This window comes from Streptomyces sp. NPDC025784 (genome assembly GCF_055558435.1).
This window is the reverse complement of the sequence record NZ_JBVHMN010000023.1, coordinates 15,519-32,810: the sequence shown is the minus strand read 5'-3', so window position 1 is coordinate 32,810 and position 17,292 is coordinate 15,519. Positions and strand designations below refer to the sequence as shown.

Annotated in this window: 9 protein-coding genes; 2 read left to right on the top strand and 7 right to left on the bottom strand. The window is 64.3% G+C overall.

Annotated features, from left to right (window positions below):
• Window positions 1-365 precede the first annotated feature (365 nt).
• From ACZ4IF_RS37345 to ACZ4IF_RS37335, 3 genes are all read right to left on the bottom strand, one after another.
• The gene (locus ACZ4IF_RS37345) at window positions 366-719 is read right to left on the bottom strand and encodes a VOC family protein (protein WP_467571417.1); all 354 of its coding nucleotides are present in this window, start codon (window positions 717-719) and stop codon (window positions 366-368) included.
• A 338-nt stretch (window positions 720-1,057) separates the two neighbouring features.
• Entirely contained in the window at window positions 1,058-1,366 is a 309-nt protein-coding gene (locus ACZ4IF_RS37340) for a hypothetical protein (RefSeq protein ID WP_467571414.1), read from the bottom strand.
• Between the two features lie 50 nt (window positions 1,367-1,416).
• Window positions 1,417-2,652 (bottom strand): IS110 family RNA-guided transposase, encoded by a 1,236-nt coding sequence (locus ACZ4IF_RS37335; protein ID WP_467571411.1) that lies wholly within the window; start codon window positions 2,650-2,652, stop codon window positions 1,417-1,419.
• 792 nt (window positions 2,653-3,444) lie between these two features.
• Between ACZ4IF_RS37335 and ACZ4IF_RS37330 the strand changes: the two genes are divergently transcribed.
• Together ACZ4IF_RS37330 and ACZ4IF_RS37325 are read left to right on the top strand one after the other, a co-directional pair.
• Window positions 3,445-4,218 carry a hypothetical protein gene (locus tag ACZ4IF_RS37330; protein ID WP_467571408.1) on the top strand — a complete coding sequence of 258 codons (774 nt, stop codon included), beginning with the start codon at window positions 3,445-3,447 and terminating at the stop codon, window positions 4,216-4,218.
• Between the two features lie 2,021 nt (window positions 4,219-6,239).
• Window positions 6,240-6,551 carry a hypothetical protein gene (locus tag ACZ4IF_RS37325; RefSeq protein ID WP_467571404.1) on the top strand — a complete coding sequence of 104 codons (312 nt, stop codon included), beginning with the start codon at window positions 6,240-6,242 and terminating at the stop codon, window positions 6,549-6,551.
• Window positions 6,552-6,985: 434 nt separating this feature from the next.
• Here the strand turns inward: ACZ4IF_RS37325 and ACZ4IF_RS37320 are convergent, their stop codons facing one another.
• Genes ACZ4IF_RS37320 through ACZ4IF_RS37305 form a run of 4 tightly spaced genes read right to left on the bottom strand, consistent with a single transcriptional unit; the run spans window position 6,986 to window position 16,903 of the window.
• Entirely contained in the window at window positions 6,986-10,294 is a 3,309-nt protein-coding gene (locus ACZ4IF_RS37320) for an SNF2-related protein (RefSeq protein WP_467571401.1), read from the bottom strand.
• A 2-nt stretch (window positions 10,295-10,296) separates the two neighbouring features.
• On the bottom strand, window positions 10,297-13,203 hold the full coding sequence (locus ACZ4IF_RS37315) for a DUF1156 domain-containing protein (protein WP_467571398.1): 2,907 nt from the start codon (window positions 13,201-13,203) through the stop codon (window positions 10,297-10,299).
• 11 nt (window positions 13,204-13,214) lie between these two features.
• Window positions 13,215-13,694: a DUF7680 family protein gene (locus ACZ4IF_RS37310; RefSeq protein ID WP_467571395.1), complete on the bottom strand. Its 480-nt coding sequence runs from the start codon at window positions 13,692-13,694 to the stop codon at window positions 13,215-13,217.
• Window positions 13,691-16,903, bottom strand: a complete 3,213-nt coding sequence (locus tag ACZ4IF_RS37305) for an ATP-binding protein (protein ID WP_467571392.1) — start codon at window positions 16,901-16,903, stop codon at window positions 13,691-13,693. Before ACZ4IF_RS37305 ends, ACZ4IF_RS37310 begins: the two co-directional genes overlap by 4 nt.
• Between the last annotated feature and the right edge of the window lie 389 nt (window positions 16,904-17,292).

Here is a 17,292-nt window from a genome sequence, read left to right as displayed (position 1 = left end):
TTCGGGACTAAGAGAGCCAGGCCGTCGGCAGCCACACGAACGAGGCGCGTGCCCGGGCGTAGGCAGTAGCCGGGCCGACGCCCGAAAGCAGCTAACCGCCGGGTTTGATCGCGGACGCCGAAAAGTCCCCCGGACGTGGACTCACCTGAAAGGTCCGCCGCATCACGCTCAGTGGCGCCACAGAAGGAGCGAACCTCAGTTGATCAGTACCGGTTCCGGCGCTACGGCGCTGATCGAGCGTTTAGCCAGCGAACGTGCCGTTACGCGCTGTAGCGGAAGGACTGACCCAGGGCGCGCGAGGTGTTCACATGACTCAAGGCGAAGGGGCGGCGCAGTCTCGGCGGTGACGGCGTGGTGGCGGAGGTTCAGTCGAGGCTGTGCGCGATGGGGTGCAGCGGCTGGTACAGGGGCAGTTCACTGCCGCTGGGGAGGCGTACGGCGGTGAGGCGCCCCCACCGCTCCTCGGCCACCTCGCCGGTGAGCTCCGCGCCGCGCTCTGCGAGCTGGGCGCATACGGCGTCCAGGTCATCGCACATCAGGTAGAACTCGTGCTTCGGCGCGCCATCGGTGGGGTGCACGGCGACCTCGGCGGGCGGCAGCTTGAAGATCAGCCAGCCATGGCCCGCATCGACGTGGGCGAAGCCGAGGACATCCTTAATGAAGGCCCGGTCGGCCTCAGCGTCCTGGGAGTAGAGGATCACGTGTGCGCCTGAGAGCATGCCCCGATGCTCGCATGCCCATCGTCGATATTGAGGACGCCGCGCACGCGCCTGTCAGACGCACACCGCCAAGCCGAGGCAAGCAGTGTCAAGCATCAACTGAAGCCACTGCGTCAAGCATCAACCGAGACCGGACACACTTCCCGCCCCCCAGTGAGTTACAAGTTTCTTTACTGGTTCAAGGCCCGCGCACGGCGCGGGCGCGCCGCCTCTGCGGCGCGGCCTGCCTCCTGTCTCCGCCCCGGCTGGCCGCGCCCGGCGGCGCGGAGAGCAGAGAAACCCCCAGTGGCTGAGGCCGGTCGGCTCCACGCCTTTAGACACCTCACGTTGCTACGCCGTCAAGTTCTCGGGATGAGCCCTCCGTTCACGGCGCGGTCGTAGAGTCGCCGGTGCCACTCGTTGGCGTGGAGTCCGGGGTCGGTGGTCAGGACGGGGTTTGGGCCGGTCTCGATGAGGTGCAGCAGGGTCCCGGCGACGCCGTAGCAGTCGTCCGGGCCGAAGCAGGAGACCAGCGCTCGGGCTTCCTCGCCCGTGACCGGCTTCGGAATCGCTTCGAGTTGCTCGACGCGCCTGTCGATCTCCTCTTCGCTCGCGTCCCAGTCGGGGAGCGGGCCGTCGGCGACGAACGCCTGCACTTCGGGTCTCATGGGTGAATGATCAGCTTCCATCGCCAGCGTGAGCAAGGTGCCTTCCCTGTTCAGGCTGCCGCCGCCTCTGCCTGCGACGGTGCTGGGAAGGCAGATTGCTCGTCGAAGAGTTCGCGGCGTTGGAGGCAGTGGTAGAGCTGGCCGATCATTCGGTTGAAGAGGTTGCGTTGGGCGGCGGCGTGCCAGTCTCCGTGCTCGCGTCGTCGCCGGTAGTGGGCGTTGGCTCCGGTAGATGCTCGGAGTGAGGCGAAGGCCCAGAGGTAGCCGGCATGGTTGAGCCGGTCGTTCTTCACCCACCGCCGTGTGATGGCCGACTTCTTGCCGGAGGCCCGGGTGATGGGTGAGGAGCCGGCGTATGCCTTCAGTCCGCGGGCGTCGGCGAAGCGGGTGTGGTCGTCCCCGATCTCAGCCAGGATCCGGGCGGCGAGCTGGATGCCGAGGCCGGGGAAGCTCAGCAGGATTTCGGCGTCCGGGTGTTGAGGGAACGTCTCTTCCACTGCCTCGGCGAGCTGGTCGGCGGCGGTGCAGGCGGCTTCCAGCTGGATAAGGAGGGCGAGCATCTGCTTGCCGAGCGCTTCTTCGACCAGCGGTGGCTGCTGGGCCCACTCGGCGCGGAAGACGTCGCGGACGCGGTCGGCCTCAACCTCGATGCCGCGCTTGCGGCCTGCTCGTTTAAGGGCGGCTTGGAGCTGGGTGCGGGTTAGCCGCGCGGCTCGGGAGGGAGTCGGTGCGGCCTTGAGGAGTTCGCGGGCCTCGGGGCGGCACAGGCCGTTGGTCCAGGTGGCGAAGGCTTCCAGGGCGGCGGGGTAGTACACGCGCAGCAGGGAGCGGAGTTGGTTGGCGAGCTGCTGCCGGTTCCACAGAGAATCCTGCTGGGCGCGTGCCAGGACGGCGATCGAGCGTCCGAGGTCGCTGTCCTGCGGCAGCGGCCGGTGGGCGTGCATGTCGGTTCGCAGGATGTTCGCGAGCACGAGTGCGTCGCCGGGGTCAGACTTCTTGCGCGAGACCGAGTGGCGGTCGCGGTAGCGGGCGGCGGCCAGCGGGTTGATCGCAAACACCTCCCGTTTCCCGGTCCGCAGCACGGCAACCAGCAGGCCACGGGAGGTCTCGATCGCCACCGAGATCGGGTTTTCCTCGGTGTCGCCGTACTCCGCGAGCAGTTCCAGCAGCAGTTTGTAGCCGGCCGCGTCGTCGGTGATGTGCCGCTTGGCCACCAACGCTCCGGCGTCGTCGACCAGGGCGACGTCGTGAGTGCGCTCTGCCCAGTCGATTCCACAGTAGATCAAGGTTGTCCCTCCTCGATGTGTAGGTGTTTGCGCTGGTCACGAGCGCATGCGGGCCACGCGAGCGACCTAATCCCAGGCATCAGCCGTCTTGCGGATGTGCCTCCACCTCACTAGCCGTTCGTGGCACCAGCGCACCCCACGGGCCTCGGTCTGCGCGGGAGCTCGGACAGCTCGGGCGTATCAAGAGGTCACCGTGCGGCAGGCTCGCACCACCAACACCAACGAGTGAACAGGTGGCGGGTGTTGACCCTTGACGGTCCTGGACGTCGCCGCTCTGGCTGAAGGCGTCGAGTCCCAGGTCGACGAGCACCAACACCCGTCGTCGGTGGTGGCCGCCCCGCTGCACCGCACGTTGCCGCTCTGCTTTGAGGCATCACACGCCAGGGCCTCTTGGGGCATCCGTGCGGCGCCCACGCGACCGCCACCACCATGAGCACCAGGACCGCGCACGCTGTCTAAAGCAAGGTGTTGCCCACCCGGCAGCCACGAGGTGTCGTGGGTCCGGCACTCGAACGCCCCCGGGAACTACCGCTCCTTCGGGACGCCCTTAACAAGGGATTAGGCAGCCACCATGGGGCGAGCCTCTGAGATCATGGCCCCAACGTCGTGCTTTACCGGGCAGGTCCACAGACTGCCCGACCCGCCGGAAGCTTACGGGGCCATGATCACTCGCCCCATGGCAGCTCCCGCCCAAAGCCGCTCCGCCGGCCTACGTGAGCAAGATGGCCGTTCTTTGTAGCGAATCGATCACAAGGACCACAGTGCCTCCCGTCTCGCGACATCATCACTCTCATGGCGACATCATCAAATCAGCAGACGGACCTTCGAAAGGTCTATTATCAATGCCGACTCGGTCGGGATGATCTGGATCGCCTTTTCACTATGGCCTCCGATGGAATATCACCCAGCGGAGTTCAAATTTCCACCATTGCAGGCAATACGCGGTATTGGGAAGCGAATCTGACGGAGCTAGTGACGGCTGCGAGAATCGGCACGCCGGAAGTCGGCCACGATTGGACCAATATCTCCCTCAAAGCGGAAACCCCTTCAGGGGACCGGTCCGTAACCATCACTCTCGACAAGGAGCGCACGGAGCTAAATGTCGCCGGTGCGGACTCCACATGGGTGTACGGACAAACAGCTAGGATAGAGGCTTTCCTGACCACTCACGGCGCGGTTATTAGTTCACCTAAATATGAAATGAAGGTGTCTTTGGCTTTTCTGACATTCTTCTGCATCTTTGGTTATTTCTGGTTGACACATGGAGGACATGTCGAATCGGCAGAGGAATGCATAAAGAAGGCACAGGCCGCGCGCGGCAATCAAGTGTACGTAAACGCGGGGATTGGTGCGATGCTGGCCGTTGGCGTCCTGGGCGTTCTCTTCAAGGTCTTCAAGGAAAGGGCATCTAGAGCGCGCCTGCTAGTCGATGGATCGATTCCCGCAGGGTCTTGGTGGGCTCGCCTTACCGTTTCAGAGAAGATTGCAGCAATCGGTATCCCGGTAGCGGCTTTGGCTACGATCGGTACCCTAGTTTCTGCCGCCAGTGACGTTTTCGCGAAATAAATCGAGGGCCCGCTAGGGGCCCTCGATACTTGGCACGACTTAACTACCTCTCACGCGCAATCATCAAGACAAGCGCAATGAGCAGCAGGAAAATCGGTTCCATTACGGACTCCCTCAAGTCATGCCCACTTCGGGGCGGCGGACGCAGGGAGTCGCGCTGCTGCCAAGTAGCAGCATTGTGCACGGCCTCGGCGCTTGGTGTCACCCATTTGCGCAAGAAAGTGCGACAGGCGCAGGGTAGGGGGCGTGCACGACCATGCCACAGGCCGGCGATGGTCAACGAACGGTTCCACGGGATCGAGATACATCGGTGGCGTCGGAACCTCCTGCAGGGTCAGCCAGATCGATGGTCAGGAGACCGGCTGCCGAGGCCGGCCACGCAGCAAACCTCGCCCGGCGCACCGGCTTGCCACCGTGCGCCCACACCGCGCCGCCCCTTCGGTGCTGGCGACACCGAAACATGAACGTGCATGCGGAGACCCGGCAAGTAGGGGGTTGGATTGTCTTCGCGGTGCTGATCACGGGCTGGTTGACCTTCGATTTCGGACCGATCGTGCTCCTGGTTCTGTCCGGGGTCAGCGCCTTCTACTTCTACTTCAACGTGCCTGTCTGGTGCGGCGCCGAGGGACGTGGTGGCACATGCCGCAACAACAGTCACGGAGTTCGCATGGGCTGTCACCTCCGCCAGCACAAATGGCAGAGACTCAAGATGCTCTTCTGGAGTGCTCGATGGGCACGGCTCAGGCAAGAGCCGTAAGCCTCGGTGGCATACTCGCGGTGACGTCAGGCATAGCGTCCACCTTGCAGCCGCTGTTCGGCGGAGGTTGGTAGGGGGCTCGCCGACATCCACGTCTGACATTAACGACAGCAGACAGCAGCGGTCGGCCGTGTTCCTCAACGGGACCTGTCCGGTTGGCTAGACGGCCAGAGGGACGCCTCGGACCGAACTACCAAGGCGGTGCTCCTTTGGTTGGATCACCAACGGCTGTGACAGCAAACGACAGTGGCACGAGACAGCCCATCGCCACGGTTGTTGTGGCCACCGTTCCCTCATCCTTCGGCCTTGCCGCGGCGAAGACCGTAGTAGTCATCGATGCCTTCCGTGCCGGGTGCTCCACGAAACGCATTACTGACGAACATCCCTGAGCGGATTTGATCGGCGCAACGTTGCACGCTCTGAGCTGTGACTCCGCTACACCTATACCGCCCAGCACGGATGTCCTGGGCCATCTCAAGTAGGTGAGCACGGAGTCGGTTAGCCGCCTCGAACGTCATCTCTGAAAATAGCGCCGCTTGCCCACCCGCTCCGTGCTGACGACGCGGCGCGTTCTGAAGCAAGATCCTCGCACTGTCGGCATCGGGAAGACGCCCTGCGAGGCCGTTGGCGACAAGGTCAGAGATCTGGAAGCGCACGAGTCGGTCACTAGACATGGAAGCATCCTGACGCTCATGGGCCGTCCAGGTCAGGGTCTTCGGCGCTTTCACCTTGTCGAGCCCCCATCCGTGCGCTTCCTCTTATGCATGGCGATGGGAGGCGCGGTCGGCGCTGGCAGGTTTCCTCTTGACCATCGACAAGGCCCGACCATCGGTTAGGCACCGATTGGTCTCCGAGCGCCCCAAGACAGGTCGGGGATGCGACCACTCCCTCCAGAGTTAGACCCCTCGGAAGCCGACCGCGCGCTTGAGACCATAGCTGCAGGCACTGACAACCGAACTGCCAGTGTTCGGCTGCAGAGTGCTAAGTGTCTAACTGCGTGAAACGCCGACGGATAGGGGCGGACAACCGCGGACGCTTGCGAACCATCAGCGCAGGTGCGAGCCACCTCAGCTCAAGGCGGCGCCCTAAACCAAGTAGCTTCGAGACGAAGGGGTCCTGGAGCCAGCGGCACCATCGAGGCACCTTGATCATTAGTGCACGACCGTCAACTTCCACAACCTGTGGCGCTCCACGGGCTTCCTCCCCTAACGTTCATTCAGGCTCGCGAGTCAGGTCGGGCACTTCACGTGTGGGGGGAGAGTGCGTGATTAGAGATCTAATCTTCGTCGAGACGGCGCGTGTGCAGTTCGATGCCTTGGCCAAGCAATACCAGGTCGATGTCAGCGAGGCATTGCTGAAGATCATTCAGGAGGCGGACCGCAGCGGAGTGTGGCGGCACGCAGACTATCGGCGTCTGACGGTCACCTATTCCGTGCACCCAAGCGGCGCAATCGTGGTGAGAGAGATCAGCACGGTCCCCGTCAGTCCAACCAGACCCAGGCAGCCCTATACGGGCATGGAGATGCGACACGAGGGTGGCGGCCGCTGGATCCACATGAATCCTCACGAGGAATAGCCCTCGAACAGTAACCCTCAAGCCGAGCCCTCGGGGCGAAGGAGTCCATGTCAGACCCGTGCCACATTGTGCAGGGAACCGCAGGGAACACCAGTCGGCCGCCCACCAGGTACGGACAGTGCTCCGCACCAGGTCAGCGCGGTAGTTGCTCCCAGACGACCCTATCTTCCCAAGCTGAGTGCCCCGCCGTCGTCACCGGTCCGCCCGCCACTTGCTCTGGGCGACGCCAACCCGAAGAGCATGACTAGGCCAGTGCGGTGCAGCGAGGCATACGCGAGCCCGGTCTGCCGGCGTACCCGTCGCCGCGGCTGACTGTCGTCGAATGAGGTTGTGTCACAACCGTGCCAGAAACAGCGGTCAGTCACGGTCGGTATAGCTGTCCTAGCCGCGCCCGTCATCCCGGTCTCGGTGTCAAGGGGTTACCTCACGATCGGTCACTCACCGGGGTCGGCGGGCAAAAGAGAGCCTAACTCGGGTGACCCGTAGGTCAGGAAGACAAGTTTGCTGTCGCTGCTGGTGTCCCAGATGTCGCGGTCGAATGTCACAGAGACTGAGGCCGTGGACGGCTGACCGAAGTAACACTCAACGGACGTCGCGCCGACGGATCGTCCGAAGGACACACAGGCGTCGACACGCGGGAGGAAGAGGCTGTAGATACCTGGGCGTTGCTCGTCTGCGGTCAGGCAGCGGCCTGCAAGGAGGTTGTTTGTGAGCTTGGTGGCAAGGTCTGACAGAGTGATCTCTCCGACCAGGGCTGGCGGCATCTTGATGGTGAGGTCGTCGTCGGGGGTGCCAAGGTCGTCGGCGCCGACGGGCTGGTTGTTAATGTCGTCGATCTGGGTTCGAATGCCAGCTATCTCGCTGGCGATGACTTCGTCACTTAGGTTCGCGGCGAGGACAAGGTCTTCGATGACCTTCTCGACGGTGCCGAGGACGGGGGCAGCTCCGCCAAGGATATTGGTGAAGTCGTCGTAGTCCTCTTTGATGCCGTTGTAGACCTGCTCCTCGACGGTGTTTTCGTAGAAATAATTGCTGATTTGGAGGCGCTCGTAGGTGGCACCGATGCGGTCGATACGGCCGATGCGCTGCTCGACGCGCATCAGATTCCAGGGCATGTCGTAGTTGATAAGGCGGCCCGACGTCTGCAGGTTGAGACCTTCGCTCATCGAATCGGTGCCGACCAACACCTCAATATCACCGCTACGGAACCGGGTCTTGATCTCGGCTTTAGTAACCGGGTTCCACATCCTTCTCGCGAGATCGTAGATCTCACCGCCGCGGCCGGAGTAACAGCCGAGCCTGGAGTAGCCAGCGGCCAGTAGGCGCTGGCGGACATAGTCCATGGTGTCGGCGTACTGAGTGAAGACCACGGCAGAGTCGTACGTTTTGAATGACTCCGCCAGGTCCTTGACGAGCTGCTGTGCCTTGGTGTCCTCGCCCGTGATATCGCCGAGGTCATTGAGGAAGGAGCGGAGCTCGCCGATCTCCTCCTTGAGGCGGTCGGCGCGGACGTCGAAGGTCTCGGGGTCGAAGAGGGAGTTCTCCAGGTCGACGCCGTCGTCGTCGGTGAGGAGGTCCGCGAGGTTCTTGCCCTGCTCGAGTACTTCGAGACGGCGTTGCAGGGACTGCTTGATCGCCTCGAAGGAGGAGGTCAGCCGGCGCCGGTAGACGGTCATGATGAAGCCGAGGGCCTTGGTGGCCTTGTCAGACTTGTAGGCGTTGTAATGGCGGCGGATGTATTCCTCGATGCGGTCATATAGCTTCCGCTCGTTCGACGCCAGGCGGATGAACTCGTCTGTGACGTGCCGGTACGGGATGACGACCGAGGCCGGGATGATGCCGGCCGCCTGGTAGGCCCGCATGGTCTTGCGAGTGTTGCGGAAGACTCGATCGCGCATCGGGGTGTGGCGGCGAGCCCACTTATCCATCCACTCGGAGGTGGCATTGGGGAACTGGACCCTGAGGTCAGGCGAGGGTGGGTTGCCGGCCATCCCGGTCACTGTCCACGCGTCGGCCCATCCGAGTGCGTTGTCGACCTGCTGCTCCAGCTCAGGGTCGTGTTCGGCGAACGGGTCGGAGAAGTAGTCCTCCAGCATGTCGCAGATGAGTTTCCAGCCGCGCTTCTCAGGCGGGTCGCCGAGGTAGGTGAAGTATCGCGTGAAGAAGAACGCCTGCTCACCCCACTTGCCCGGCAGCCCGAGGAGCTCGATGAGGTCCCAGGCCTCGTGGGGGTGCATCTGCATCGGGGTCGCCGAAGCGAGGTAGAGCGCACGCCACAGGTCGCGCTTCTTCATCTCCTGGAGCAGCGCGAGCAGGGAGTTGGGAGTGTCGGTCGCCTTGGAGCCGCGGCGGCGGGCGTGATGGGCCTCATCGACGAGGACGACATCCCACGGTCCGGCGTCAAGGATCTCGGTACGGCGACTGCGGCGGCGAGCGAGGTGGGAGGAGGCGAGCACGATCGGGAAGGCCGACCATGGGTTCGCCTTCGGGTCGGTCGCGATGGGCTGGTCAAACCGGTCCACGAAGCCGCCCTTGTCGTAGCGGGCGACGTCGAGGTTCATCTTCTCGTGGAGCTCTTCCTGCCACTGCTTCATCACCGAGGCAGGCACCAACAGCAGCGCCTTCTTCGCCCGGCCGGAGGTGAAGAGCTCACGCAGCACCATGCCCGCCTCGACGGTCTTGCCAAGGCCGACCTCGTCGGCGAAGAGATAGCCGCGTGGGTACGTCGACACCACCCGGTGGATCAGCTCGGCCTGGTGCGGCAGCGGCTGAGCCCACGCTGTACCCACGCCAGTCCATGCCGACCGCTTCGGTGCATCCCTGAGAGCGACCAGTTCGTCCCAGGCCGCCTGGGTATCGACGTCCACATCGACAGGCTGTGCCTTGTGATCGGCCTCCTCGCGCCTCGGCTGCGGCACGAGCGTGTTGAAGGGGAGCGGCGGAGCGTCGGGAGCGTGCTCTATCAGGTGTTCCCGGACGGCGGTGGGCAGGTCGATGATCGCCCAACCCTCATCGGGGTTGGCACGCCAGTGCCGCTCGAAGGCACGCTCCTTGGGCTCGCCGTAGTCCTCCCAGGACTCGGTACGCCAGGAGCGGTAGGCGTCGAATGTCTCGTGGTTCTTCACCCATGCGGTGACCGAGGCGTTGTTGGAGCCGCTGAACGCGACCTTGTGGCCGTAGCGGTCCGTGAAGACGCCGTACTTGGTATGGAAGTAGCGGCCCGACTCGTGGTGGGTGAGCAGGTGACCGTACTTATCGACCGGGATGCCAACCCGGACGTGGAGCCGGTCGTTGGCGACCATCCAGGCCAGCACGCTGAGGTGCTCGCTCTGCACGATCTTCGTGCCCTCCAGGCCGGGGTCAGCCAGTAAACGCTCCGCGACAACATCGTCGAGCGGAGTGCCGGAGAGCACCGCGTCAACGTCCTTCTTGCCGAGCTGGGCGCCGACGATGAGTCTCATCACGCCGCCACCGGCGATGAAGTACGCCGTGCCCTGCGCGGCAAACTGCAGCTCTGCCCCGGACCAGTAGCCGACCGCACGGTCGTACGCGACGGCCCTGGAAAGCAGCGGCTCGTAAAACGTCTCAAACGGTGCATCGTCGGGCGAGTACATCGCCTTCAGCGTCACGCTGTGGAACGAGTCCTCGGCCGTTGCAGGATCGTGGGCGAAGAGACCATCCTGCGCCGATGCCGCCGGCTTGGCGGCGGCATCGGGAAACAAAGCATCGTCGTGCTCAGCCAACCTCACTCCACCTCGAAGAGCGTGTTGTGCTTGTCCTCGACCAGCGTGGCCACGTCAGTGGCCTCCGGCAGAGTCACGTCAGGAAAATAGAGCGTGCACAGGGTGTCAAGGCGCCCTGCCTCGGCCACGACCCACTCTCCTTTGACCTTGGTGCGCGGCATCGCGTTCGCCAGACCCTGCAGGGTGGAGATGAAGCCGGCGTCATTGGTGTAGCCGTGCTTGTCGAGGAATCGCTTGGCTGCCGGCATGCCATCGTGCTCGGCGATGTACAGGGTCGTGTCGACGGCGTCGATGATGTAGTCGAACGAGGCAGCCTCGCGCCGTACGCCGGGAACGGCGGACTCGCCACCACGCCGCACCCGCTCACTCGGGGTGAGCAGCGTGACCTTGCCAGCGGACTTTGAGACCACCTTGGCCCGCTCGAGCGCGTCGACGTCGAGCCCACCGACAGCGAGCGCCAAAAGGCGGGCAGTGTCGAAGGGAAACTCGCGGGCAGCGAAGGTGTCCCAGGCCAGCAGCACGAAGTCAGTGAGCATGTCGACCTTCACCACCTTACCTATCAGGCGGGAACGGCGCAGGTCCACGATCTCCTCGCGTGCCAGGGCGAGGGCTTCCTCGGGTCGCAACAGCTTGTCGCGGCCGTCCGCGTCCGGGGTCGAGGAGTAGACGGGCCAGCTCTGCGAGATCACCGAGAGCGTCGGGCCGTACGTCGACAGAAGCAAGTCGACGCCCTCGATTCCGTCGTGCTGGAACTGGGTCGCCGCTTCGCGGGCTGCACGTCGGATGTCCTGTTCGATGTCATCGAGGTAGACCTTCGTGTTGTCGCCCCTCTCATTGCGCTTCCGGCACACCAACATGATTGTCGATGCAGCCGAGTTCATGTTTGCCTGGTGGAGCGACTTCTCAGGTTCGGTGTTCACGGGCCACGAGGTCTCGATCGTGAAACCAGCCTGAAGCAGGCCCATTCCAAGGGTGTCCCAGGCCTCGGCCTTCTTGTGCGTGAACATCACCGAAAGCACGCCCTGGTCGTCGAGGACGCGACGGCTCTCAGCGAAAATGCTGGCCATCTTCGTCTCGTAGTCGAGCTCAGCGAGTTCCTTCTTCCGCTTCCCCATCGCGGCGAAGCGCACGGGGTTAGCCACAGCCTCGTTGTCTTTGTCAGTGAGGTCGTCCCGGAAGTAGTCAGGGATGAGACGGCCCAGGGTCCGCTTCTCCCAGACGTAGAAGTAGTCCGCGAGCTCCGCATACATCACGTTGTCGTAGTACGGCGGGTCCATGCAGACGTGAGTAACCGCACCGTCGGGCAGAGCAAGGCTTGCACCACTGCCCTGCAGGATCGTCACATCACGTGGCAGGCGATCCTCAAGGTCTGAGGGCGAGGCTCCGGATTCGTCGAGCAACCGAGCAATGCTGCCATACGCGTCGAGAAGTTGGTAAAGGCACCAGGCGTAGAGCGCTGAGGCACCCTCAAATTCAGCGCTAGTCCACTTGAACGCGAAGTCATGGCGGTCGAAAACGCTGCGCATCTTCTGACGTGACACGTCCCAAGACGACAGGCGCGAGTTCCAGTTCAGGGCCGTCCCCTGCATCAGCGCGAGCTCGAAGAGGACTGCATCAGCATTCTCGCCGAGTGCTCCACGCACCTCGGGCACAAGCCTTGAAAACTCATCACCGAACGTGCCATGGACCAGTGCCTGGCGCGGCGTGTAGAAGTCGATCCAGTGGTCGAGACCGTAGTGTTTGGGGCGCTGATCGTTGCCATCGGGGAACTCCTCGGCAGGGAGGATGCCGGTGGCGAGCCAGAGGTCCTTTACCTCGGCGTACTTGGCTTCGGCGGCGGCGATGGCGTCGAGGTCTGCCCGGTTGGGGATGCGGAAGGTACGTTCGCCGGACGGCTTGCGGATGGCGACGGCGTAGAGAACCTGCTTCATCTGGCCGGCCTGGGCGGCCTGCTTGATGTAGTCGCCGTCGATGACGAGGTTGTCGTAGGGCGAGATAGCCTTGCCTCGGGCGGTGGTACCGGTGGAAGCGTCGGTCGTGTCGACGTTCTCGCCGAGGGCGACTTCGAAAATCGGCTCGGGAAGCTCGACGCCGTCGTACTCGGTGAACATCCGGACGGCGGCTTCCTTGCCTGCGGTCTTGCGGAGCCACTTGTCACGCAGAAGCGGTACAAGGCGGCCGGTACGAGGGCAAGGGATGGCGTTGGCGTACAGGTAAGTCGCGACTGTCTCAGCCTTGCCGCTCGGGAAGTACTCCTTGAGGCGCTCCTCGACGCGCTTGACGAGGATGCCACCCCACTTCTTGAGTTCCGGAAGAAGGTCGAGTCCGTGGGTCGCGGGGATCTCGACGCCTGCTTTGAGCACGCTCGCGGCCACACCGTTGAGGTCGTTGGCAATAACCGGAAGCCCGAGCCGGCTGGCGGCCCACGGAATCGAACCGCCACCGGCCGTCGGGTCTGCGATCACTGGCAGCTCGCCCCAGGTGTGGATCAGCACCGCATGGAGCAGGTCGATGTCCGCGCGCGGGATCGCGTTCCGGAAGGCTTGCTTGTAGGTGTAAGGGTTGGGGATCCGCTGGCCTGTCGCGACAGCAACGTCGTACATGCGGCGGGCGATGATCGGGTCACCCCAGATGCCGACGAGATGAAGGAGCCAGCGACGGTAGGTGGCCTCGTCTTGGAGTTCGACGGCGTCGGGAAACGCCTCTGCGAGCTCCTCGGACCAGGCGGGTAGGACACCGGCGAGGGCGACGGCCGCGGAGGCAACGAGGGGGCGGCGAGCCCACCAGACGTGGAGGAAGGAAAGCGGTGGGAGCGCGGAGGCGGCGCCGCGTTCGCGACGGGACTCGATGCCGAGTTCGGCGACAGGGAGCCAGTCCTCTATGAGGACGTGCGGCTTGATGCTGCTCAAGGGTGGCCCCTTCAGTCGTCGGAGAGGAGGGTACGGAGTGCCTTGCGGGCGCGATTGGCGTCGACGCCGATGCACTTGGAGTACCAGTAGTAGGTCTCCTCGGTGCTCATGGCGTTGATGCCGGCGACGAGGGCTCGGACGCGCTCATGTTTGGCGATGGGCTGAGTGGCCAGCAGGATCAAGGCCAGGCGTACGCCGTCGGGTTCGGCAAGCCGGATGGGTGCCTTGCGGGTGAAGGTCAGCGCGCTGGGTCGGTGGCCCGATCGCCTCACGGCGGCGAAGAGGGCGTCGACGACGCGGCCCGTCTGCTGCGGGGTGAGGGTGGCGACGGCCGTGGCGAGGGCGGAGCCCACCTCGCCGTACGTCTCCTCGATGGTAAGGCCGTAGGTCTCGCCGCGGCCGGGCTTCACGATGAGACGGAAACCGCGGGCGCCGTCGACGGCAGCGAGCCGTCGGCTCGGGATGGTCGTCGCGCGCTGCAGCGTGGTCACTTGGTCACCTCGGCGGTCATCGTTGTGCTCTTCATGCCGAGCTTCTTGATGACGTCATGGATCTGTGCGAACTGCGGGTCGTCGACGTCGAGTGCCGGGTCGAACCGGAAGGTGAGGGTGACGTCGCCGACCACCTTCGTGGCGGCGGTGAGTGCCTTCTTGGCGTGGCCGTAGGCCATCTGGAAGTTGGCGCGCTCGGCCGTGCCCTGGAACTGGATGCCGCCTCCGGTGAGCCCCTTGTATTCGGCGCGGATGGTGGAGCGGACCGTGATGGTCTGCTTCTGCAGCATGCCGAGCGAGGCGACGGCGAGATCGATGTCGCTCGTGCCGGACGCGGCATCCGCGCTCACCTTCAAGGTGAGGGTCTTAATGGTGCGGATCGCGTAGTCGGAGACGGCGTCGAGCAGGGTCTGCATGGCCGCGCCGCCGGGGCCGTTCGCGGTGAAGGTCTTGGAGGTGGCGGTGCGAGAGGGGACCTGGACGCCGACCTGGTCGGCGGTCTCGCGGGGCAGGATGTGGAGGGTGTCGAGGCCCTTGTCCTTGATTGCCGAGGGTGAGAGCGCCCGGACGCCGGCGGCAGGCTCGGTGTCGGTGACGACAAACCAGCTGTACTCGCTGGACTGGACGGCGGTGGCCAGCAGGTCAAGGACGTCGGTCTTGGAGGGCTCGCCGCCGCAGGCTGTCTCGAGGCGGGCGCGGAGGTCGGCACCGGTGAACTGGTCGCTGGTGAGCACCGAGCGGAGGTCGGTCTGGGTGGGTTTGCGGACCAGCAGGCCGCGCTTCTGTGCCTCGGTCATGGTCATGACCTCGGTGTCGGCGCTGAAGGTGATCGACATACCGGCCTGGTTGTTGGCCGTGTAAGCCTTGCCGCTGGCCGAGTCGTAGTAGACCCAGCCGTCGTGGTTGACGCCGTTGACGACCGCGTCACGCAGCAGGGAGGTGTTGCGGACGATGGAGGCCTTGTGGTCGGACCAGAAGTAGTCGGCGATCGCGGCCGTGCTCGTGGCCTCCTTGTTGGCCCAGGTGCGGTTGCGCAGGAAGGACGCGGTGAACGGGCTGGTACGGATCTTCTCCTCGTCGGCCAGCAACGTGATGACTGCAGAGGTGACATTCTTCGGGTCGCCCTGGGCCTGGGCGGGAAGCTCACGGTGGCGCAGGTATCCGGTGACCTTCTCGTCAGCCGGGTAGTAGATGTGTTTGAAGCACCGGGTGACCGCGATGCGTGCCTGGAGGCGTGCCTCCTTGTCGTAGGCCTGAACCTTCCTGGAGACCTCCTCGCTGAACTGATTCAGCCGGTGGGTATCGGTGGCGAGGTTGTTGGAGGCGATCAGGGCACGTGCGCGGTCCTTGAGCACGTGGACCTGCTCGGCGTCGGCCAGGGCGAAAACCAGGGAGTTGCGGTACTTGCGCGGCGCGCCGACCGAGCCGACCTTGTCGAGCATCTCCACGATCTGTGCCGGCGGCTGGTCGGCGTGGCCCGGGTCGACGGTGATGACATCGTGGTCGAGCACGACCACGCGCAGCGCGTCCTTGTCTGGGATCTCGGCAGGGCCTGACGGGAAATGGATCGCGGTGACGCCGCCGTCGTTGGCAAACGCCTTCTGTATCAGGCTGTCGACTTCCGCGGCGACCGCGGTATTGGCGACGTTGCGCTTCTCAGTCTCGATGATGGCGTTGACGTTGGGCTCGATGTTGAAGCGCCAGCGAGCACCGTCGTACGACAGGTGCCAGAAGACCCTCTCCGACTCGGTGAGCGCCTTCTCGAAGATGGTGGCGTCCTCACCGGGGCGCAGGGTGCCGACCAGCCAGTCGTTGCGGCCCGCCCCTGCGGTGGAGACCATTTCCAGGGAGTGGGTGAACACGGTACGGGCCACGCGGGTGGCGTAGGCAGGCTTGCCGGGGAAGACGTCGGCGTCGACGACAGCCGCGTGGGAGGCATTGGAGGCGAAGTCGCCCTTGGCCACGCTCGCGTACTCGGCGCGGCCGAGGCCGTCGGTGAGATGGTTGAGGACCGGTTCGTTGGAGTAGTTGATGTCGCCGACGTTGATGATCGCTGTTTCGTCATTGGTGGCGTAGACGTTGGCCACGACCTCGGCCAGGAGTTTCAGGGCGCCGCGGGCGCGTTGGAACTCGGTTATGTTGCCCAGGCGCTTATCGAGGACGCGGACCAACTCGGGGTGGAACGGGTAGGTCTTAGTGACCAGGTCGCCATAGGAAGCCGGGCGCTCGGCGCCGCCGGCGAGCTGCTCGGTCTTGGCGAGTTGCTCGTAGAAGTCCCGGTAGGCCTCCCCGGCTGCCCTGGCGGCGTCCTCGTCGACGGAGGCGAAGAGGCGTTTCTTGAGGATCTCTCCGATCTCGTTGTCATCGGCCGGCTTGATCACCGCACTCGGCTGCACCGCGCGGGTAAGCACGTCGCCGGTCTCCTGGGCGGCCTTGACCGAGGCGGCGTTGGCGGCGTCGGCCTTCTCCTTCTCCTCACCGGTCAGCTCGCTGATCTCGGTGGTCTCCGCGCCGAACGCGTTGGTGGTCGCGGCCAGGGTGATGATGACCGAGACCTTGTTGGTCGGGTCGGAGGCGACCTCGAAGAGGTTGCCGAGGAAGACAGGTATCGCGCCGGCCATGCGGCGTACGTCCTCGCTGCCGGAGGAGGCCACTGCACGCAGGTACTTGGCGATCTCGTCGACGATCACGACCGTCGGCTTGTCACGGAAGGCGGTCTTGATCGTGGCGGTACCCGGAGCGGTGCGTTGGGCGTCGTTCGCCTCCATCGCTGCGAACGCGTCATCGCCGATTTGGGCGGCCATCTCACCCCACATCGTGTAGGTGCGATGGCCGTTGGTCTCGACACCCGCGGTGGGGTCGAGGGCGTCTCCGACCAAGGCCGCGACCTGGACCGGGCCGTCGGGAAGGAGGTCCGGCTCGATGAACTCAGTGGTGTTGGACGGCCGGGCGCCCTTGGCGAGGTGGTAGACGGCGGTCAGGCCGTGGGTCTTACCGCCACCGAACGAGGTCGTCGGGCGAAGCACGCCGTTCTCCCCCGCGACACCCTTGGCTCCGGTCAGGCGGCCGAAGGTCTTGGTGAGCAGCTTCTTCAGGCCGCTCGTGGGGTAGGTCTGCGCGAAGAATGCCTCCGCGTCGCCGTACACCGGATAGTGCTCCGCGTCGCGGACCACCTTGTCCAGTTGTGCTGCGAAGTGATTGTCCGCCAACCGACCTTCGAGGACATCATCACGAGCCACGCACACGCTACGCAGCGACACCAAACGTGCCACGAACACCCCACCCCAGAAGCTAACGATCAGTCAGGCACTCAGTCTCCTAAACGAGTTCGACTGATGCACCAGACGGTGCATCAGCTTAAGTGAAGATGCGATGTATATGTAAAGGTCTTGTGGATCACTCGTATCCAAAACGTTGCTTCGTTGACCGTTACACGATGCCAGCGCTGCACCGATCACCCGATGCGGGAGGTGCTACCCCATCAGGGGTGGAGTCGCTGCGCCCGCCTGACTGGGGCCGCGCGCCGCTAGACCCGGCGCAGAACTGAGCCACCGGGGAGACCACGCTGCGATTACACACTTAAACGGATGGTGAGTGG

Bases quoted from the DNA above. Each gene is read 5' to 3' on its own strand.
- ACZ4IF_RS37345 (WP_467571417.1), bottom strand. From the start codon at position 719: ATGCTCTCAGGCGCACACGTGATCCTCTACTCCCAGGACGCTGAGGCC.
- ACZ4IF_RS37340 (WP_467571414.1), bottom strand. From the start codon at position 1,366: ATGAGACCCGAAGTGCAGGCGTTCGTCGCCGACGGCCCGCTCCCCGAC.
- ACZ4IF_RS37330 (WP_467571408.1), top strand. From the start codon at position 3,445: ATGGCGACATCATCAAATCAGCAGACGGACCTTCGAAAGGTCTATTAT.